We start from the raw sequence: 20,604 nt of genomic DNA, 5'->3' as shown, positions 1-20,604 counted from the left end.
ATGCGTTAGCCTGCGTCTGCACCCGCCGCGCGGGGCAAGGTAAAGAAGAACGTCGTGCCCTCGTCCGGCTTCGACTCCAGCCAGATCTTTCCGCCGTGGTGCTCGACGATACGCTTGCAAAGCGCGAGCCCGAGCCCAGTGCCCGGATATTCGCGGCGCGTATGCAAACGTTGAAAAATCACGAAAATGCGCTCGAAATACTGCTCCGCGATCCCGATGCCGTTGTCGGCCACCGAGATCTGCCATGCGTCGCCCACCGGCTGCGCGCCGACATGAATCCGTACCGGCCGCGCCTTGTGACGAAACTTGAGCGCATTGCCGATCAGGTTTTGGAAGAGCAGCGTCAATTGCGACGCGATGCCCTGCACCGTCGGCAGCGGATCGTGCGTCACCTGCGCTTGAGTCTCTTGCATGACGATCGCCAAGTTCTTGAGGGCGAATTCCAGCGCATGCTCGACCGGCACAGGCTGCTTCGGATCTTCGAGCCGCCCGACACGCGAATAGCTGAGCAGATCGTCGATCAACGACTGCATGCGCGTCGCGCCGTCAACGGCATGGCCGATGAATTCGTCGGCGCGCTCGTCGAGCTTTCCCTCGTAGCGCCGCTGCAAGAGCTGCAACGGTCCCGCGACTGCACGCAACGGCTCTTGCAGATCGTGCGAGGCGACATAGGCGAATTGCTCGAGATCGCGGTTCGAACGGGCCAGCTCCTCGCTGCGCTGCTGCAACTGGCGCTCCGCACGTTTGCGCTCGGTAATGTCGGCGATCGAACTCAACACGAACGTGCCTTCGGAGGTTTCGATCGGATTCAAGCCGATTTCGATCGGAAATTCCGCGCCGTCCCGGCGCAAGCCGAATAGATCCCGCCCGGAACCCATGGGTCGCGCCGACGGCGCGGCGAAGAATGACGAGCGATAGTTCAAGTGGTGCCCGCGAAAGCGCTCGGGAACGAGCATTTCGATCGGTTGCCCGAGCAACTCGGGACGCCGATACCCGAAGAGCCGCTCCGTTTGCGTATTGACGAGCGTCATTTTGCCTTCGTGATCGACCATGATCATCGCATTAGGCGCTGCCTCCACCGCCACACGGAAGCGCTCTTCCGCCCGCTCTCGCTCCGTCACGTCGCGCAAGACGAGCACGGAACCCACGAGTCGGCCTTCGGAATCGAACGTCGGGGCCCCATTCGCATCGACGTGCGTTCGCTTGCCGCCCCGCCCGACGAGCACGTTCCCGTTCGAATGATCGACCTTGCGCCGCTCGCGGAGCGCGATCAGGCCGGGGTTTTCGGCACGGCTGTCGTCGGTTCGTTCGAACTGCAGGATTTCGTCGATGGGCCGGCCGAGCGCCTCCTGCGGGTGCCAACCGGTCAACGTCTGCGCGACGCGATTGAAAAACGCGATGCGACCGTCGATGTCAGTGGCCACAACCCCATCGCCGATGCTCGACAGCGTCACCTCGAGCCATTCCTTTTGTTCGAACAGCGAGGCGGCCAATGCGGTCGCGTCATGCAGCATGCGGCGCGCCAAGTATCCGAACGACAAGCACAGAAAGACCGTGAGCGCGCCGGACGCCAATCCGACAATCACCGCCAAATCGCGCGTGCGCCGCGCTACCGCCTGCCGCGCGGCCAGTTGCGCGGCGACTGCTTGCTCCATATCGCCGACGATCGTCCGCGCGCGATCCATGAACATCTTGCCCGTATCGTTCCCGACGATCTCCTGCGCGGCGTCGAAACCTTCCGAGCGCCGCACGTCGATCACCGTACGCAATTCCCGATGCTTTTCGTCCAGCAGCGTGCGCAGGCGCTCCAAGCGCTGCACCTGCTGCGGGTCGCTAGACAAGAGCGATTGCAAGGTATCGAGTTCCGTGACGATTTCCGGCTCCGCCTCGCGGTACGGCTGAAGGTATTCCTCGCGCCCCGTGATCACGAAGCCGCGCTGCCCCGTTTCGGCGTCGCGCGCCAGCGCGAGCAACCGCTCGAGGCCCACGAAAACGGCATTCGAATGTTGAACGTCCGCCTCGCTGTTATATAGGCTCACCGTGCCGAACGCCCCGATGCCGGCCGTGATCAGCATGAGCAACCCGATCAAAGGCCAGCCGAACCCGACCCAAGCGATCCCCGCGCGACTGAAACGTTGGACGGCCTTGTTCATTGCCTCTCGCCTCGAACGTGTATTGCGGTGCCTCGTACACACAAGATAGGAAATTCGGCTGACGAATCACAACGATAAATCGTAACGAGCTGCGTTCCTTGCGAGTTGTAATCGTTTAACTGTCCTGCGCGCGAGGCAAAGGCCGATAGTCCGTCGGCCGAGCGCCGGTCCATTTCCGGAAAGCGCGATGAAACGCGCTGGGCTCGGCGAAGCCGACATCGACGGCGATATCGGCAATCGTTCGCTCCCCTTTTTGTAAGGCGGCGATGGCCATATCGCGGCGCAGCGCATCCTTGATCGACTGGTAGGTCTCCCCCTCGCGCTTGAGCTTGCGCCGCATCGTCGCCTCCGCGATACGCAACTCGCCCGCCAAGACGTCGGCGCCGGGCCATTCCAGCACGGGGCGGGTGCGGAGCGCTCGCCGCACCCGCGCACCTAACGAATCGGGATTGCGGTACTTCACGATGAAACTCGCTGGCGCATTGCGCAAAAACGTCTTTAGCGACTTCGGCGTTTGGATCACGGGCAAGGTCATAAAGGACGGCTCGAGTTCGACATACGACTCGCGCTCCGCGAAACGCAAATCGTCGCAAAACATCGAGCGATACTCGTGCCCGGCGGCAGGCTCGGCGCAGGCGAAGCGCGCCGTCCGCACGGGAATCCGCCGCCCGACGAGCCAGCAGACGAGCCCATACACCAGGATGAAGTGCGTGGCGTAGGCGAACATTGCCTTCTCCGGCACGCCGTCGCGCAAGCGATAGACGAGGCGCACACGCTCGCTCGTCGCATCCACGTGCGCCGAGAGATCGTCGAGTACGAGCCGCATGAAGCCCGTGGCGCGCGCGATTGCCTGCGCGCCGCTGCGCGCGGTCAGGGCCGCTTGGCACATCGCGATGAAGCTGCCGCTTCGCATCGGATGCGTATCTTGGCCGAAGAATTCGTCGTCGAGCCCACGCCCGATGGCGCTCCACAGCACGCCGTACTGCGCGGACGATACCCGTGCCTGCGGCGCGGCCAGCAATTGCGGCGATATCCCTGCTTCCTCGAGCATCGGCGCAGGATCGATCCCGCGCCGGACCACGCAGCGCACGGCTTCTTCAACGAGGCTGACGGCGATGGTCCCTTTTTCTTTTTCCATGATTGATTCCGACGGGCGGAGCAGGTGCCGCGAACGATCGACAGCCTCAATGGCAAATGCGCTCACGACGATTGAGCGGCCAGAGCATCGAAAGCCGCGATGCGCCTGCCTACACTTGCGCACGTGCACAAAGGCTCGCTCTCGGGCGCCGCGATGCACCGAACGCATGTGGCTGTTGGCGCGGTCGCGCCGGCATGGCCGAAAACCCGAAAGTGTAAAACGGGCTTGCGCCGTCGCCAAGCCGACGCTCGGCACGGGTTCGCGGCGATTCGGCACAACGCGCATCGCCGGACGCAGCGAAGCCGCGTGCTAGCCACGATCCATTGACCCAACGCCCGGATTTACACCGCCATGGACGAGTTCTATACCGACGAACAACGCATGATCCGCGACGCCGCACGGCAGTTCGCGATCGAATGCCTGGCGCCGCACGCCGCCGCGTGGGACCGCGAGGGCGCCTTGCCCGCCCACATCGTCCGGCAAATGGGCGAACTCGGCTTGCTCGGCATGATGGTGCCGGCGGAACTCGGCGGCACCTATACCGATTACGTCGCCTACGCGCTGGCCTTGGAGGAAATCGCCGCCGGATGCGCTGCCTGCGCGACGATGATGAGCGTGCACAACTCGGTCGGCTGCGGGCCGATCCTGAAATTCGGTAGTGCGGCGCAGCAAGCGCGCTGGCTCGGCGATCTCGCGCTCGGCAAGACGATCGGCGCCTTTTGCCTCACGGAACCGCATGCCGGCTCCGAGGCCAACAATCTGAAAACGCGGGCCGTGCTGAAAGACGGGCGCTGGGTCATCGACGGCAGCAAGCAATTCGTGACGAACGGCGGGCGCGCGGGCCTCGCCATCGTCTTCGCCGTCACCGATCCCGAACTCGGCAAACGCGGGCTGTCGGCGTTCATCGTACCGACGGACACCCCCGGCTTCACGGTCGGCCGGCCGGAGAACAAGCTCGGCATCCGGGCGTCCGATACCTGCCCGATCACGCTCGAAGACTGCGCCGTGCCCGAAGAGAACCTGCTCGGGGAGCGCGGCGAAGGCCTGAAGATCGCCTTGTCGAACCTCGAGGGCGGCCGCATCGGCATCGCGGCTCAAGCCGTCGGCATCGCGCGGGCGGCGTTCGATGCCGCCAGAACGTACGCCGGCGAGCGCATCCAGTTCGGTAAAGCCATCAAAGAGCATCAGGCGATCGCCCATATGCTGGCCGACATGGCCACGCGACTGAACGCGGCGCGGCTGCTCGTGCACCATGCCGCGCGCCTGCGCACGGCCGGCAAGCCTTGCCTGTCCGAGGCGTCGCAAGCGAAGCTCTACGCATCCGAGGCGGCCGAAGACATCTGCTCGAAGGCGATTCAAATTCACGGCGGGTACGGCTACCTGGCCGACTACCCCGTCGAGCGCCACTATCGCGACGCGCGCATCACGCAAATCTACGAAGGCACGAGCGAAGTGCAACGCATGGTGATCGCCCGTCATCTTTGATCGGTCCGAGGGCCCGTGCACGGGGCCCTCCTTTCGGCCCGCCAACGCGCGCGTCACGTCGCCACACTAGCCGCCCCTTTCTTGTAAGACGACGACGTCTGACTATACTTATTACGATTGCCGGCAATGGCGTAGGTTGTCCGCACGCGTGGCATCGACCAGGCACACCACCGATTCGATCATCTACTGCTTTCCACGAACGCAAGAGCACGACCGCGATGTCGAATCGCCTTCGATCCGGCCCGGATGCCGGTAGTTGGGTGTGACACCTAGAGAAAACCGGGGGGCGAGGATGTGAATAGCCTGCAGGGGGAAGGGACGCACGTTCCTGGACATGCCGCTACGAAAGCCGCCGGAACCATTCTCATCGTGGAAGATAACCCGACGACGCGGAAAATGTTCTGCGTCGCGCTGGGGAGCGCCGGATATACCATGATCGAGGCCGGCGATGCCAGCACCGCGCTGGACATTACCTCGCACCGCCAGCCTGATCTCATCGTTCAGGATCTCGCCCTTCCAGACATGGATGGTCTGGATTTGTTGCACGCATTTCGCCGGCAATTGGGCAGCGCATCGATCCCTATCTTTTGCGTGTCGGGATTCTTGTCCAAACTCAACGAGGCGCGAGCAGCGGACGAAGGGTTCGCTGTTGTCCTGTTCAAGCCTGTCGATCCGAGTCACCTCATCGAACTCGTCAGAGCCCACCTGGTTGCAACGTCGGCCAATTCCGGGGTAACGGTCCGCGACCGCCGCATTCTTTTGGTCGACGACGATCCCATGCAGTTGAAGCTGACTCGCGTCTGGCTTGCAAACTCGGGGTTCGACGTCGCGACTGCCTCCGACGGCGCATCCGCACTGGAGGAGGTCCGCCGGCATCGGCCGGATGCCATCGTCAGCGATATCCTTATGCCCGGCATCGATGGGTTCGCGCTGTGCCTCGCGCTGCGCCGCGACAAGGACACCGAAAACATCCCAGTCGTCCTGTCCTCTTCTTCGTATATCGAAGAATCGGACCGTGCGCTGGCCGCACGCGTCGGCGCGAGCGTGCTGGTTGCGAAGACCGAGGGGCTCGATGCGTTGGTGCAAGCGATCGGCAACGCGCTGCAAACGCCACCGCCTCCGTCGCCAGGCGATCGCCTCGAAGCAATCAACGACGAACACGCCAAGCGCGCGCTCTGGCAACTCGAGCGCCAGGTACGACAGAACGCACACCTCGTGAATCGCTCCAACCTGCAGGCGGCGCGGCTCGCCGTACTCGCCAGTGTATCGGAGGCGCTGGCGAGGAACCGCGCCCTGAACGGTGTGCTAGGGGAAGTATTGGCATCGTGCTTGGACATGGCGGGAATTTCGAAGGGGGTGCTCTACCTGGCGGAAAACGACGGGCGTCTCGCGTTCAAGCACCAGACGGGTTTTTCCGACGCTGAGATGCCAAGCGTACGGCGCGTATTCGATTCGGAAGCGGTCATTCGCGAGATCGCAAGGCGCGGAAACGTGACGCCAGTCCCCTCCCCCGCCATCGCGGCCGACGTTGCGCAGACGCTCGTCGTCGGGATGCGGGCGAGTTCGTTGTTCGTCGTACCGGTAGGGTGGGCCGATGCGACTTACGGCGCGGCGATCCTCGGCAGCCGGCCCGCGGACGATATTTCGCAGGAAGATGCGCTCGCCTTCGCCCGCGTGCTAGGCGCTCAGATCGGACAAGCACTCGGTTTGTCCCACGCGTTCGCGGACCTTGCCGCGAGCGAGGAGGCACTGCGCATTTCGCGTGAAGCGCTGCGGCGCCTATCTGCGCACAATCAAAGCATTCGCGAAGAGGAAAAGGCGCGCATCGCGCGCGAGTTGCACGACGATCTTGGTCAGCAACTGACGGCGCTAAAGATGGCGGTGACGCTTGTCGACCACAAGAGCGACGCGGCCGCGAAGCCTTCGGCATTGCGCGACGATTTGCAAGGCATGTGCACGTTAATCGACGGATTGGTCGACTCGGTGCGGCGGATCGCGGCAGACCTGCGGCCCGCCATGCTAGACGATCTGGGGCTCATCGCGGCCATCGAGTGGCTGGCAAACGAGTTTTCGGCGCGTTATCGGATTCGTGTCGTCCACCACATCGACGCAGACGCCATTGCCTTCAACCGCCAAAGCAGAATCGAAGTGTTTCGCATGGTGCAGGAGGCGCTGACGAACGTCGCGCGCCACTCCGGCGCGACCGAAGTGGTGCTCGACATCGTCCGCGAGGACCCGCATTGCATCGTGCGGATCGTCGACAACGGCTGTGGCGCCGAGCAGGACGCGCACCCGAATCGGCGTTCGTTCGGGCTGCTCGGCATTAACGAGCGCGCGACGCTCTTAGGCGGCGAAGTGGACATTCGCACGGCACCCGGCTCGGGCTTCGCGTTGACCGCGATTTTGCCGCTTGTGGCGGTCGAAGCCAGAACGGTGGAATGATCATGGGCCACGATGTCGGCAGCGACTGCTTTCTGATTTGCCGCAGCGATACGTTGCTGTACGCCATTCCCCTGGCTCGTGTCGTCGAGACCATGCGGCCATTACCGGTCACCGAGGTTGCGGACATGCCGGCATTCGTGCTCGGCATCGCAATCGTCCGGGGGGAAGGCGTCCCGGTTCTGGACACCGCGCTATTGGTCTGCGCCCGCTCCGGCGCACGGCCGGCACGCTATGTCACGGTCAAGATCGACGGGCGTATGGCCTGCCTCGCGGTCGAGGAAGTGATCGGCATTCGCAACGTCCCGCCAACGCTGCGCGCCGATGTGCCTCATCTGCTGCACGCATCCGATTCGGACATCGTGACCGCAATCGGCGTTCTCGATACGCAGCTATTGGTCGTCTTGCAAAGCGCTCACTTGATTTCCGATGAACTCTGGTTCGCCATCAACGCCCACGCGGAGGTGCCAGGTCATGACCACCGCGCCTGACGCGCACGAAATCGAACGTTTCCGCGCGCTGATCGCAACCCATATCGGGTTGCATATCGACGACGCCCGCCTGGATGCGCTGGCTCATCTGCTGCGCGCGCGTTGTGCGCTATATGGAAGTGCGGGGCGGTATCTCGATCGTTTCGCCGGCGAAGCGTGGCTGCAATCCGAATTGCCTCTGCTGGCACGGGAACTCACTGTCTCGGAGACCTATTTTTTTCGCAACAGCGACCAATTCGCCGCTTTCTCGGAGGTGGCCCTGCCCCGCGCACTAGCCGCGCGAGGCAGCGTGTGCCGGATCCTCTCGGCCGGCTGCGCATCGGGCGAGGAGCCTTATTCCTTGGCGATAACGGTGCGCGAGCATTTTCCGGAGGCGGCGGATGTCGTCGAAATATCAGCATTCGACATCAATCCGATCGCGCTCGACAAAGCGGTCCAAGGGCGGTACTCGAACTGGTCGCTGCGCGATACGCCGAAATCGATCAGAGACAAGTGGTTCGCCGTCGACGGCAACGACTATGTGCTCGACCCCAGCGTGCGGCGCGCGGTGCACATCGGCGCCGGCAATCTGGCGCGAGGCGATCGCGCGTTCTGGCAGCCGGGCCGCTTCGCAATCGCGTTTTGCCGCAACGTCCTCATGTATTTTTCCGCCGAGCAAGCGCGCGCCGCCATCGATCGCATCACCCGCTCGCTCGCGCCCGGAGGCTACCTGTTCCTCGGGCACGCGGAAACGTTGCGCGGATTGTCCAATGACTACCAACTGTGCCATACGCACGATACGTTCTACTATCGTCGCAAAGACGAACGCAGCGCCGCGACGCTCGCGAACGAGGACGCCGGCTTCGAGCCCCGGGAGGCCCCCGCGATCGCGAGCGACACGAGTTGGATCGAAGTCATTCAGCGAGCGTCTGAGCGCATTTCCACGCTGACGAAACAGATCGACTCGGCAGGGACGCTCGACCGGACGGCAGCGGTGCCGCTCGATCTCGCATCGGCGCTCGAATGCGTGCGCACGGAGCGCTTCGGCGAGGCGCTGCGGCGTATCGCGGACCTGCCGGCCGAACATGCCAACGACGCCGACGTCCTGCTGCTGAAGGCCGTATCGCTCAGTCACAGCGGCGAGTTGGACAGCGCGCAATCCGTTTGTCGCGACTTGCTTGCACGCGACGGACTCAATACAGGCGCGCAGTACATCCTCGCGGTGTGCCGAGAAGCGGCGGGCGACGTTAGCGGGGCGATCGAGCACGATCAGGCTGCCTGTTACCTCGACCCCAGTTTTGCCATGCCCCGCCTGCACTTGGGGTTGCTCGCGCGGCGCCAAGGCGATTGTGCCGCCGCCGTGCGCGAGCTGTCGCATGCCGCTCATCTCTTGCAGCAGGAAGATCCCTCGCGTGTTCTGCTCTTCGGCGGCGGCTTCAAGCGCGAGGCGCTGGTCGCCATGTGTCGTGCTCACTGCAACAACATGAGAGCCCAGGTATGACCCTTTCCGAATCCGGCACGCGCGACATCGCGCGCTCGATGCGCGAAGCCTTCGACCGGTCGTTCGCGCAACGGCCCACCGAAGCTCCGCCGCGCGAGACCCTGCTCGCCGTATCCGTCGTCGGAGATCCCTACGCTATCCGCGTCACGGAAATCCTAGGCTTACATGCCGATCGCCACGTCGTCGCGCTACCTTCCGACCGGCGCGAATTCTTGGGTGTCGTCGGCTTTCGAGGACTCGTCAGTCCCGTGTACGACCTCGCCGCGATGCTGGGCTACACACGGACCCGGCCGGCGATGCCGCGTTGGATCGTATCGCTGCGCCACAGCGAGCCCGTCTCCTTCGCCTTCGATGCATTCGATCACTGGTTCACGGCCGGCGCGGAACACGTCGCCCACTCTCCGGACGCCGAACGAGGGCGACAACCCGAGCGCCCTCATCTCCGCGACCTAGTGCGTGACGGCGCCACGGTCCGCCCGATCATCCAGTTGCAGTCCACGCTGTCCGCGATTCGCGGATTGTGCGATCCATGCTTCGACGAAAGGAGCGATAAGCCATGAACAAGGATTGGACCTTCTCGCAAAAATTGGCGGGCGGTTATGGGGTACTCGTCGTGCTTGCCGCCGCGATTTCGGCCGTCGCGATCTACGTCTTGCTCGGTACGATCGCTAGCAAGGATCACGTCATCAATACCAACGCGCGGATTCTGATCGAGGTGGAAAGGCTCAATACCGTCTCGGAGCAACGCGTGTCGGCGTTGCGCGGCTATATGTTGACGGGAGACGATCGCTTTGCGACGAAACTGAATACTTCGCGTGCGGAATTCGTCTCTATCCTCACTCACTTGAAGGAGATCGCCGATACCGATGAATCGCACCGCCAGATCGACACCATAGAGCGCGCCTCCGCCGATTATCACCAAGCCACCGAGGCGTTGGCCGCATCCGTACGCAACCACGTCAAAACCGACGAGGTGCTGCGCCAGTTCGATACGAAAATCCTGCCGGCGCGGCAGCAATTGGACGAACAGTTGCGCGCCCTCGTCTCGCTGGAAGAGCGCAACCTGACGGAGGCCAATCGCATGGCGGCGAACACGGCATCCAACGCCGTCGACTTGGTGCTCGCCCTTGCAGCGGGCACGCTGGTCTGCGCGATTGCCGTCGCCTATTTGTTGACGCGCACGCTCAGCCGGCAGATCGGCGCAGCCGTCGGCCATGTCCAAAGTTCGTCGGCGGAACTGCAGGCTGCCGCCACGCAGCAAGCATCCGGCGCCAAAGAGCAAGCGACGGCGATGACCGAGATCACGACCACCATCAGCGAACTGGTCGCCACTTCGCGTCAAATCGCCGAAAGTGCGCAACGCGTCGCTCAGGTCGCGGAGCAAACCGCGGCCGCGGCGCGGACCGGCGACGCCAAAGTGGAAACAGGTCAGGAATCGATGGCCATCATGCGCAAGCAGGTCGACGTCGTCGTCGACCACATGCTCGATCTCGGGCGCAAATCGCAGGAAATCGGCGCAGTGCTCGATATCGTCGCCGAACTGGCCGAACAAACGAATATCCTGGCGATCAACGCCACCATCGAAGCCACGGGCGCGGGCGAGAGCGGCAAGCGTTTCGCGGTCGTGGCCGACGAGATCCGCAAGTTGGCGGATCGCGTCTCGAACTCGACCAAGGAGATCCGCACGCAAATCGAGGATATCCGCGGGGCCGTCAATACGACCGTGATGGCGACCGAGAGCAGCGCCAAGGCGGTCGACGCCGGCGCACGCCAATTCGCGGATGTCGCCGTCGCTTTGAAGCGAATCTCCGAACTGGTCGGCACCACCACCGATGCTGCCCGTGAAATCGAGCTGTCCACCAAGCAGCAGGTGACGGCCGCCGAGCAGGTACGGATCGCCGTGACGGACGTGTCGCAAGCCACGAAGGAAACCGAGACGAGCACCACCCAGACTTTGCAGACGGCTTCGCAACTCGCCGGGTTGTCGTCGGAATTGCGGCGCTTGATTTTGTCGCAGGCGGCTTAGTGCCCTGCCCCGCAAGTTCCTTTGATATGAAATCGCCCATTTGGCCGCCATGTGCCCCGAAGGAAATCCCCTTGGGGGACGGCGTCTCTCGTCGTTGCCATAGCTTCGGCTATGGCGCCTCCTCGCTCCTTGCCTAACAACCAAATGAACAATTTCATTTATCAAAGAACTTACGGGACAGGACACTAGATGGGCAAGGATCCGTACCGCTATTTCCGCGTCGAGGCGCGCGAGCTGCTCGACCAGCTCTGCGCCGGCGTCTTGGAACTGGAGAGGGGGCCGCACGACGCCGAACTCGTTGCACGGCTGCTGCGGCTCGCCCATACCCTCAAGGGCGCCGCGCATGTGGTCAAACTCGGCGAAATTGCGGAACTCACCCATACGCTCGAGGAAGATCTCGCACCGTACCGGAGCGAGCGCGGAGCACCCGAGCGGAACAAGATCGACGCCATGCTCCGGCGGCTCGATACGATCGAAGGTCACCTGAATCGATTGGCGCCGCCCGATGCTGCGGCGCCCGGTGCCGCGACGAAGGAGGCGGTACCGGAGCCGCCGGCCCGCGCCCCGCGCTCCGATGTTGCGATGGTCGACACCTTGCTGGAAGGCTTGAACGAGTTGAGCAGCGAGCTGAGCACGATGCGGCGCGTGCTGGCACAGCTCGGCCGCGATCGGGCGCTGCCGCCCCACACCGAGCGCAGCTTGATGTTCAGTGCGGAACGGATGGGGCGCGAACTGCACCAGTTGCGCGACACGGCCGACCGCCTTCGCTTGACGCCGGTTTCCCATGTTTTCACCACGCTGGAACGCGTCGCCCGCGATGGCGCCCATAGCGTCGGCAAGCAGGTCGAGTTCGTGACCGACGGCGGCGAGGTCAGGCTCGACGGCAAAGTCCTAGACGTCGTGCAAGATGCTTTGGTTCAACTCGTACGCAACGCGGTCGCACATGGAATAGAATCGCCGGCCGAACGGCTGATGGCCGGGAAGCCAGCCGCGGGACACATTACGTTGCAGATGCAGCAGCAAGGCTGCCATATCGTGTTCCGTTGTGCCGACGACGGCGCTGGGGTCGACATAGACGCAGTCAAGCGCGCCGCGCAGAGCAAAGGGTCGAGCGCGGCCCATGCGAATGGCCTCGACCCCGACGATTGGCTGTCGGTTCTGCTCAAAGGCGGCATCTCCACCACGAGCGCCATCACGCCCCTCGCTGGCCGCGGCGTAGGATTGGATGTGGTGCGTGAAGCGATGCAGCGCCTGAACGGCAAGATCGGCGGCCGCACCGCACGCGGGGACGGAACGGCGATCGAGCTGCGCGTGCCGGTGTCGGTGGCCTCGATCGAGGTGCTCATCGTCGAGCTAGCCAACCAAACTGTCGCGATACCGCTCGAAGCGGTGCGCCGCGTGCGACGAATCGTTCCCGCGGAGATCATCCACTCGCCCGAAGGTGAGGCGATTGTCGACGACGGCGTGCCGATCCGCTTGGTCTCGCCGACGCTCGGGAGAATCGCTACGCAAAGACGCGACGCAAACGCCGGTACCGAGGCGCGTGCCAAGACGGCCGCCGTTTTGGCCTGGGCCGGGGCCACCGCTGCCGTCAAGGTGGACCGCTTGCATGGAACGCAGATCGTCTTGCTGCGACCGCTGCCGGCACTGGCCCCCGTCGACGCCATCGTCGCCGGGACGTTCCTCGATCAAGACGGCATACCGCGTGCCGTGCTTGCGCCGGAGCAATTGATCGCGGCACCGGACACGCACCCCTCGGGCGAGTTGCCGCCATTGGACGCACCGCGGCCGATCCTGATCATCGACGATTCGCTGACGACTCGGATGCTGGAAACCAGCATCCTCGAATCGGCCGGATTCACTGTGGAATCGGCAGCCTGTGCCGAGGAGGGCCTGGAGATGGCGAAAATCAAGGATTACGCGCTATTTCTGGTCGACATCGAAATGCCCGGCATGAACGGTTTCGAATTCGTCGAGTTCAGCCGCGGCGACGCGGCCCTGCGCCAAGTTCCCTGCATTCTCGTCAGTTCGCGCGATTCGGCCGAAGACAAGCGCCGTGCCGAAGTCGCAGGCGCATCGGCTTACATCGTCAAGAGCCAATTCGATCAGACCGATTTCCTGCAACGCATCGACACTCTGTTAGAGACATGAAACTTCGCGTACTGGTGGCCGAGGATTCGCTGACGGTGCGCAAGCGCCTGTGCGAAATCTTGAGCGCCGATTCGGATGTCGAGGTGGTGGGCGAAGCCAAGGACGGCAGCCAAGCGATCGAACTGTGCCAAGCGTTACGGCCCGATGTCATGACGCTCGACATGATGATGCCGGTGATGAGCGGGCTCGCCGCGGCCGAGTACATCATGGCCTATTGTCCGACGCCCATTCTCGTGGTGTCCTCGTCGTTCAATCGGCGGGATTTGTTTAGGACCTACGACGCATTGGCAGCCGGCGCGGTCGAGGTCATGGAAAAACCGTCCGCCGGCGGCATCGCCGGCGAGTGGGAATCGCGCTTCGTGGCGATGGTCAAGCTCGTCGCGCGGATCAAGCCGATCACGCATCTGCGCGGGCGGCTAACCAAGAAATACACGCCGGCAATCGAATCCATCGACACACCGGACATTGCGCCGGAGCCCCTCAACCTCCAAATTGCGGCCATCGGCGCATCCACGGGAGGCCCGCGCGCGCTGGCCGACATTCTACGCAGTCTGCCGGCGGACTTCTCCCTTCCCCTTCTCGTGGTCGTGCACATCGGCACCCCGTTCGGCGACACGTTCGCACAATGGCTCGATGGACAAAGCACGCATCGCGTATGTGTCGCGCAAGACGGCGACGCCGTGCCGGCGCGCGGCATCGTGCTGGCCCCGGCCGGCTGTCATCTGGCAGTGCGCAAGCGCAGGCTCGTATTGTCCGACGCGCCAGAGCGCCATTCATGCCGGCCTTCGGTCGATGTGCTGTTCGAGTCGATCGCCGAAGAATACGGCGGCGCAGCGGCCGGTTGCCTGCTCACCGGAATGGGACAGGACGGCGGCAGCGGCCTGCTCGCGATGCGCAGGGCCGGCTGCCTGACGATTGCGCAAGATGAAGCCACCTCGGCTGTGTACGGCATGCCACGCGAGGCCGTGTTGCTCGGTGCCGCGCAACACGTGCTGCCCCTTTCCGAAATCGGCCCGGCGCTGGCACGCTTCGCGAACCGACGCGGCTCGAGAAACCCGCCATGAGCGCGTCGATCCTCATCGTCGACGACAGCCTGACCGTGCGCACCGACTTGTGCGAGGCGCTGGCCGGCAACGGCTACGCGCTTCACGCTTGTTCCGACCTGGCGCGCGCCCGAGCCGTTCTGGCGCGCGAGCCTATCGATCTGATCGTCCTCGACGTCCTCCTGCCCGACGGCGACGGCATCGAATGGCTCCACGAGATCCGCGCCACGCCGGCCGTGGCGGGTTTGCCGGTACTGATCCTCTCCACCGAAAGCGAGGTGAGCGACCGCATTCGCGGCTTGACGATGGGTTCGAGCGACTACGTGGGCAAGCCCTATAACCGCGACTACCTGGCGGCGCGGGTGCGCGAGCTGCTGCGGCCCGGGCGCAACGGAACGTCGCGCAAGCCGAGCGTTTTGATCGTCGACGATAGCGCCACGTTCCGCGAGCATCTGGGCGAACTGCTGCGAGACCAGAACTTCGAGGTCCTGCACGCGGCGACAGGCGAAGAAGGCTTGCGCAGCCTCGCATTGCATCGCCCCAGCGTCGCGATCGTCGACGGGGTACTGCCCGACATCGACGGCCCGACGGTGATCCGTCAGCTGCGTCTCGACGCGGCTTTGCGCAACACACCCTGCATCCTGCTGACAGGATCCAGCGATCGGCGTAGCGAACTCACCGCGCTCGAGGCCGGCGCCGACGCTTATATGCTCAAGTCGGAAGCATTCGACATGGTGCTCGCCCGGGTGACCGCGGTGCTGCGCAATGTTTCGGGCGAAGGGATCGAGGGGCGCACCGCGAGCCTGCTTGGTCCGAAGCGCATCCTGGCCGCCGACGACAGCTCGACGTATCTGGAAGCGCTCGGCGAGACGCTGCGCGCCGAAGGCTACGACGTGATCCTGACTCGCTGCGGCGAAGAGGCGCTGGATATGGCATCGGCACAGCCCGTCGATTGCATCTTGCTCGACCGTGTGATGCCGGGCCTAAGCGGCATCGAAACCTGTCGCCGTGTCAAAGCATCGGCCCGACTGCGCGACATTCCCGTCATCATGCTAACCGCGTCCGAAGACCAGGCCGCGATGATTGAAGGCTTGAGCAGCGGCGCGGACGACTACGTGCTCAAATCGAGCGAGATCGAAGTGTTGAAGGCCCGTGTGCGCGTCCAATTGCGGCGCAAGCAGTTGGAAGACCAGAATCGCGTCATTCGATCCGAGCTGCTGAGCAAGGAGCTGGAAGCGGCCGAAGCTCGCGCGGCGCGCGCCCTCGCGGAAAGCCGCGCCGAGCTGTTGTCGATCCTTGAACAGAAAAACCACGACCTCGCAGCGGCCAACGCCGCGTTGCAAGACAATCAGTTGCACATCGCCGAAAAGAACCGGCAGTTGGAAGCCGCCAACCATCTCAAGTCGGAATTTCTCGCCAACATGTCGCATGAGTTGCGCACCCCCTTGAACGCCATCATCGGTTTTTCCGAAGTCATGACGAGCGGCATGGCTGGCCCCATGTCGCCCCAACAACGGGAGTTCGCGGGCGACATCCATGAAAGCGGCAAGCATCTGCTGTCGATGATCAACGACATTCTGGATTTATCGAAGATCGAGGCCGGTCGCATGGCGCTCGAGTTGGAACCGACCGATATCGGCACGCTGTTGCAGGCCAGCCTGGTCGTCATCAAGGAACGCGCGATGGCGAATCGCCTTCAACTCAAAACCGAATTCGGCGATATCGGCACCCTCCCCGTGGATCGTCGCAAGACCAAACAGATCGTCTACAACCTGCTGTCCAACGCGGTCAAGTTCACGCCCGACGAGGGGACGGTCACCTTGCGAGCAAGCCTCGTCGAACGATCCCGACCGCTAGCGGCCCGGCTCGTCGGCAACGGTGAGGCGCTCGCCCTCGATGTGCCGCGCTTCGTGGAAATCGGCGTGATCGACACCGGCATCGGCATCGACGCGAACGAATTGCCGCGGCTGTTCCAACCCTTCGTCCAGCTCGACAGCAGCTTAGCGCGCCGCTATAACGGCACGGGCCTTGGGCTCGCGCTCGTCAAGCAATTGGTCGAACTGCACGGCGGCGCGCTGGCCGTCGACAGCCGCGTCGGCCGCGGCTCCGAATTCATCGTATGGCTACCGGTTCGGGCGACGTAAAGATGGCAAAGGTCTTGGTGATCGAGGACAATCCCGCCAACATGAAGCTCGCCCGCTTCCTGTTGGACAAGGCCGGGCATACCGTCCTGCTGGCCGACCGTGCCGAGGCGGGCATTGCACTCGCACAGGACGAGCGTCCCGATCTGATCCTCCTCGATATTCAGTTGCCGGGCACCGATGGCCTAGCAGCCGCCCGCCTTCTAAAAGCCCACGTCAGAACATCCGACATTCCGATTTTTGCCTTTACCGGACTGGCAATGAAAGGGGACAGGGAAAAGATCTTCGCGAGCGGCTTCGATGGCTACATCACCAAGCCGATCGACGTTAGCCTGTTCCTCGAACAAATCGCGGGCGCGTTCAAGCCCGGCAGCTGATGCTCGGCGATACCCGGTTGACGCTATCTGCCCGCTCGTTCCTACTTAGCGACGGCCCGCGACCATCGACTAAATGTGTAACATATTAATACGCAACGGTAACGCCTAATAACCAAAAATCATTCATTTTCAACGAAGTACCTTCCCTGCGCAACGCGGTGCAACGTGCCGAAAATGCCTCATTTTAAGGATGGCTTAAGGCACCGAAATCACCATCTGGCCGCAGCGAATACGTGATGGAGGCCGGCCCGATGACTGACCTGAACAAACCTGCCAAGGCGAGCAAGCCGCGGACAATGCTGCGCCGCATCCTAAGCCATCACGAGATCGCCACCTTGCTGCTCCTGCTGCACTCGCCGATCGACGTTTCCGCTAAGCCCGAGATCCCGATGCTGCAGGAGGCCGGTCTCGTGGAATCGGTGACGCTCGAATCCGGCGCGACCCGCTTTCAGCTTACCGAGGACGGCAGCGCCATTTTGCGCGGACTCGGCCTGGGCTGATTCCCGCGGCTGGTCGGTTCGTCCAGCGCCCGCCTTCCAAGGTTCCCATTCCAGCATTTGCGCTACCTCCGCGCCCACCGCCCTCGCGCGGGGCGGGTGGCAAATGCGCTCACGCAAAGTGAGCGGCTTGAGCATCGAAAGCGGCGACGCCGCTGCCTACACTTCGACGCGTAGTCCATCGGCATAAGCGGCAAAAGATTCGCGCTGCCGGCGGCTTCGACGGATCCTGTCTATAAATGAGTCAATGCGCGGGCAGCTTCGGCAAGGGCGGTTGGGCTCCTCGCGCGCCGAGGGCCGACAATCGCCGGCGACGCACTCGCTGAAGGCAGGCCTCGCCATGGGACACAGTAAGCGCTGAAGCGCCGACTCGGGCCGAGAGGAGACAAGCATGAACGCATCACAGCGCTTTCTAGCCGCGCGCGATTTCCTGCTGCGCTATCGGGCCGACTACGAGCACGCCTATCGGCACTTCGCCTGGCCCGTACTCGACGATTTCAATTGGGCGATCGATTACTTCGACCAAATCGCGCGCGGGAACGAAGCGCCCGCCCTGTGGATCGTCGATGCCGCCACCGGGCAAGAAATCAAGCTGTCGTTCTCGCAGATGTCCGAGCGCTCGTCGCGGATCGCCAATTTTCTTCGCGAACTCGGCGTCGGCCGCGGCGATCGCATTTTGCTCATGCTGCCCAATCGCGTCGAACTCTGGGATGCCATGCTCGCCGCGATCAAACTCGGTGCCGTTCTCATGCCGGCCACGACGCTGCTGTCTACCGACGATCTAGCCGAGCGCATCGAAATCGGGCAACCGACATTCGCGATCGTCGATGCCGCCGAATGCGCGAAGTTCGACGGCATCGAGGCGAAGCTCGTCAAAGTGGCCGTCGGCGCCGGAAGCGGTACCGAACAGGGTGCAATGCCGCAAGGCTGGCACCGCTTCGAAGTCGGCTATGCCGCTTCGCCTGCCTTCGAGCCGCTCGCCGCGACGCGCGCCCGCGACCCATTGCTGCTTTACTTCACGTCGGGCACCACCTCGAAGCCGAAGCTCGTCGAGCATACGCACGAGAGCTACCCCGTCGGTCACTTGTCGACGATGTACTGGGTCGGGCTTGAACCGGGCGACGTGCACTGGAACATCAGCTCGCCCGGCTGGGCCAAGCACGCATGGAGTTGCTTCTTCGCCCCTTGGAACGCCCAAGCATGCGTGTTCGTGCTGAACTACGCCCGCTTCGACGCTAAAACCGTGCTCGAGACTCTGACGCGCCACGGCATTACGACGCTGTGCGCGCCGCCCACCGTCGGGCGCATGCTCGTGCAAGAGCCGCTGGCGTCCTATGCGGTATCGCTGAGGGAGATCGTCGGCGCGGGGGAACCGCTGAACCCGGAAATCATCGAGCGCGTCAAAGCGGCTTGGGGCATCGCGATCCGCGACGGCTACGGGCAGACGGAGACGACCTGCCAAATCGGCAATTCGCCGGGGCAGCCGCTCGTGCCGGGCTCGATGGGGCGCCCCTTGCCCGGCTACCGCGTCATGCTGGTCGATCCGGACGGACACCCGGCGGAAGAAGGCGAAATCGCGCTCCCGCTTGGCGCCCCGAGCGACAGCGAAACCGGTATCGGCACCGGCGAGTCCGAACCTTGCCGGCGGCCGGTCGCGCTCATGACGCGCTATGCGAACAACGCGGATGCGACCGCCCACGTCATGCGCGAAGGCCGCTATCACACGTCCGACGTCGCCCTGCGCCGCGCCGACGGCTATTACGTCTATGTCGGCCGGGCCGACGACGTCTTCAAGTCGTCCGATTATCGATTGAGCCCGTTCGAACTCGAAAGCGCACTGATCGAACACGAAGCCGTAGCGGAAGCCGCTGTCGTGCCGAGCCCGGACCCCATGCGGCTCGCCGTGCCGAAAGCGTACGTGATGCTGCGTCACGGCTATACGTTCACACCGGAACTCGCGAGGAGCATCTTCGCATTTTCGCGCGAACGGCTCTCGCCGTATAAGCGCATCCGGCGTCTCGAAGTGTACGAGCTGCCTAAAACGATCTCCGGCAAGATCCGCCGAGTCGTATTGCGCCGCCGGGAAATGGCGCGCGGCGCGGCTGCCGAGCGGCTGCCCGGCGAGTATTGGGAAGACGACTTCCCCGATCTGCGGTGACCGCGCGAGCCATGCCCGAGGCGTCCCTGCCCGATGCCTTATCCGCGCGCCGCCCTTTATCCTGACCTTGAACCCGAACCGAACCGGAGTCCATCGATGAGCCCCTCTTCCGCCGCCGGCACGAGCCGCCCAACCGTCAAGCTGCTGATCAACGGAGAATTCGTCGAATCGGCCTCGACGCAATGGCGCGATATCGTCAACCCCGCCACGCAGGAAGTCCTGGCGCGCGTGCCGTTCGCCACGCTTGCCGAAGTCGATGCCGCGGTCGGCGCCGCACAAACGGCGTTCGCGCAGTGGAAGTCCACGCCGATCGGCGTGCGCGCTCGCATCATGCTGAAGTATCAAGCGCTGATCCGCGAACACATGCCGCGCATCGCGAAGATCCTGACGGCCGAGCAAGGCAAGACGCTCCCCGACGCCGAAGGCGATATCTTCCGCGGCCTCGAAGTGGTGGAGCACGCCGCCTCGATCGGCACGCTGCAACTGGGCGAATTCGCCGAAAACGTCGCCGGCGGCGTCGACACCTATACGCTGCGCCAGCCGATCGGCGTCTGCGCGGGCATTACACCGTTCAATTTCCCCGCGATGATCCCGCTGTGGATGTTCCCGATGGCGATCGTTTGCGGCAACACGTTCGTACTCAAACCGTCCGAGCAGGATCCGCTATCGACGATGGCGCTCGTCGAACTCGCGATCGAGGCCGGCGTACCGCATGGCGTGCTGAACGTCGTACATGGCGGTAAGGAAGCCGTGGACGCGCTCTGCACGCACGAACACATCAAAGCCGTCTCGTTCGTGGGCTCGACGGCCGTCGGCACGCATGTCTATACCCTGGCGAGCGAACACGGCAAGCGCGTGCAATCGATGATGGGTGCGAAGAACCATGCTGTCGTGCTGCCCGACGCCAATCGCGAGCAAACGCTCAATGCGCTCGCCGGCGCGGGATTCGGCGCGGCGGGCCAACGATGCATGGCCACCTCGGCCGTGGTGCTCGTGGGCGAAGCCCGCGAATGGCTGCCCGATCT

The 20,604-nt window shown here is 63.7% G+C and carries 15 protein-coding genes; 13 read left to right on the top strand and 2 right to left on the bottom strand.

What is annotated here, in order from left to right; translation table 11 throughout:
• Positions 1 to 5: 5 nt before the first annotated feature.
• Together ACTHN9_RS13775 and ACTHN9_RS13770 are read right to left on the bottom strand one after the other, a co-directional pair.
• Entirely contained in the window at positions 6 to 2,153 is a 2,148-nt protein-coding gene (locus ACTHN9_RS13775) for a sensor histidine kinase (protein ID WP_440537319.1), read from the bottom strand.
• A 115-nt stretch (positions 2,154 to 2,268) separates the two neighbouring features.
• Positions 2,269 to 3,291, bottom strand: a complete 1,023-nt coding sequence (locus tag ACTHN9_RS13770) for an AraC family transcriptional regulator (protein WP_440537318.1) — start codon at positions 3,289 to 3,291, stop codon at positions 2,269 to 2,271.
• A gap of 351 nt (positions 3,292 to 3,642) precedes the next feature.
• Between ACTHN9_RS13770 and ACTHN9_RS13765 the strand changes: the two genes are divergently transcribed.
• The 13 genes from ACTHN9_RS13765 to mmsA form a co-directional block, all read left to right on the top strand.
• Positions 3,643 to 4,776, top strand: coding sequence for an acyl-CoA dehydrogenase (locus ACTHN9_RS13765; protein ID WP_440537317.1), 1,134 nt, complete (start codon positions 3,643 to 3,645; stop codon positions 4,774 to 4,776).
• 294 nt (positions 4,777 to 5,070) lie between these two features.
• Complete coding sequence (locus ACTHN9_RS13760) at positions 5,071 to 7,218, top strand: ATP-binding response regulator (protein WP_440537316.1); 2,148 nt, start codon at positions 5,071 to 5,073, stop codon at positions 7,216 to 7,218.
• A gap of 2 nt (positions 7,219 to 7,220) precedes the next feature.
• Entirely contained in the window at positions 7,221 to 7,706 is a 486-nt protein-coding gene (locus ACTHN9_RS13755; protein WP_440537315.1) for a chemotaxis protein CheW, read from the top strand.
• Positions 7,690 to 9,186, top strand: a complete 1,497-nt coding sequence (locus ACTHN9_RS13750; protein ID WP_440537314.1) for a CheR family methyltransferase — start codon at positions 7,690 to 7,692, stop codon at positions 9,184 to 9,186. Before ACTHN9_RS13755 ends, ACTHN9_RS13750 begins: the two co-directional genes overlap by 17 nt.
• Positions 9,183 to 9,746, top strand: coding sequence for a chemotaxis protein CheW (locus ACTHN9_RS13745; RefSeq protein ID WP_440537313.1), 564 nt, complete (start codon positions 9,183 to 9,185; stop codon positions 9,744 to 9,746). The genes ACTHN9_RS13750 and ACTHN9_RS13745 overlap by 4 nt, the downstream gene beginning before the upstream one ends.
• A complete protein-coding gene (locus ACTHN9_RS13740; protein WP_440537312.1) occupies positions 9,743 to 11,212 on the top strand; it encodes a HAMP domain-containing methyl-accepting chemotaxis protein in 1,470 nt (489 codons plus the stop codon). The genes ACTHN9_RS13745 and ACTHN9_RS13740 overlap by 4 nt, the downstream gene beginning before the upstream one ends.
• A 189-nt stretch (positions 11,213 to 11,401) precedes the next feature.
• The gene (locus ACTHN9_RS13735; protein ID WP_440537311.1) at positions 11,402 to 13,363 is read left to right on the top strand and encodes a response regulator; all 1,962 of its coding nucleotides are present in this window, start codon (positions 11,402 to 11,404) and stop codon (positions 13,361 to 13,363) included.
• Positions 13,360 to 14,427 carry a chemotaxis-specific protein-glutamate methyltransferase CheB gene (cheB, locus tag ACTHN9_RS13730; protein WP_440537310.1) on the top strand — a complete coding sequence of 356 codons (1,068 nt, stop codon included), beginning with the start codon at positions 13,360 to 13,362 and terminating at the stop codon, positions 14,425 to 14,427. Before ACTHN9_RS13735 ends, cheB begins: the two co-directional genes overlap by 4 nt.
• Positions 14,424 to 16,550 (top strand): response regulator, encoded by a 2,127-nt coding sequence (locus ACTHN9_RS13725; protein ID WP_440537309.1) that lies wholly within the window; start codon positions 14,424 to 14,426, stop codon positions 16,548 to 16,550. The genes cheB and ACTHN9_RS13725 overlap by 4 nt, the downstream gene beginning before the upstream one ends.
• Positions 16,526 to 16,924 (top strand): response regulator, encoded by a 399-nt coding sequence (locus ACTHN9_RS13720; RefSeq protein ID WP_440537308.1) that lies wholly within the window; start codon positions 16,526 to 16,528, stop codon positions 16,922 to 16,924. Before ACTHN9_RS13725 ends, ACTHN9_RS13720 begins: the two co-directional genes overlap by 25 nt.
• A gap of 251 nt (positions 16,925 to 17,175) precedes the next feature.
• Positions 17,176 to 17,424: a hypothetical protein gene (locus tag ACTHN9_RS13715; protein ID WP_440537307.1), complete on the top strand. Its 249-nt coding sequence runs from the start codon at positions 17,176 to 17,178 to the stop codon at positions 17,422 to 17,424.
• Positions 17,425 to 17,812: 388 nt separating this feature from the next.
• Positions 17,813 to 19,579 (top strand): AMP-binding protein, encoded by a 1,767-nt coding sequence (locus ACTHN9_RS13710; RefSeq protein WP_440537306.1) that lies wholly within the window; start codon positions 17,813 to 17,815, stop codon positions 19,577 to 19,579.
• Between the two features lie 96 nt (positions 19,580 to 19,675).
• Positions 19,676 to 20,604: CoA-acylating methylmalonate-semialdehyde dehydrogenase (gene mmsA / locus ACTHN9_RS13705; RefSeq protein WP_440537305.1), on the top strand; the 929-nt coding region annotated here is incomplete at its 3' end.

It is taken from the genome of Trinickia sp., assembly GCF_051953405.1.
Taxonomy (GTDB): Bacteria; Pseudomonadota; Gammaproteobacteria; order Burkholderiales; family Burkholderiaceae; genus Trinickia.
The sequence above is the reverse complement of the archived record's forward strand: the minus strand, read 5'-3'. Positions and strand labels throughout refer to the sequence as shown.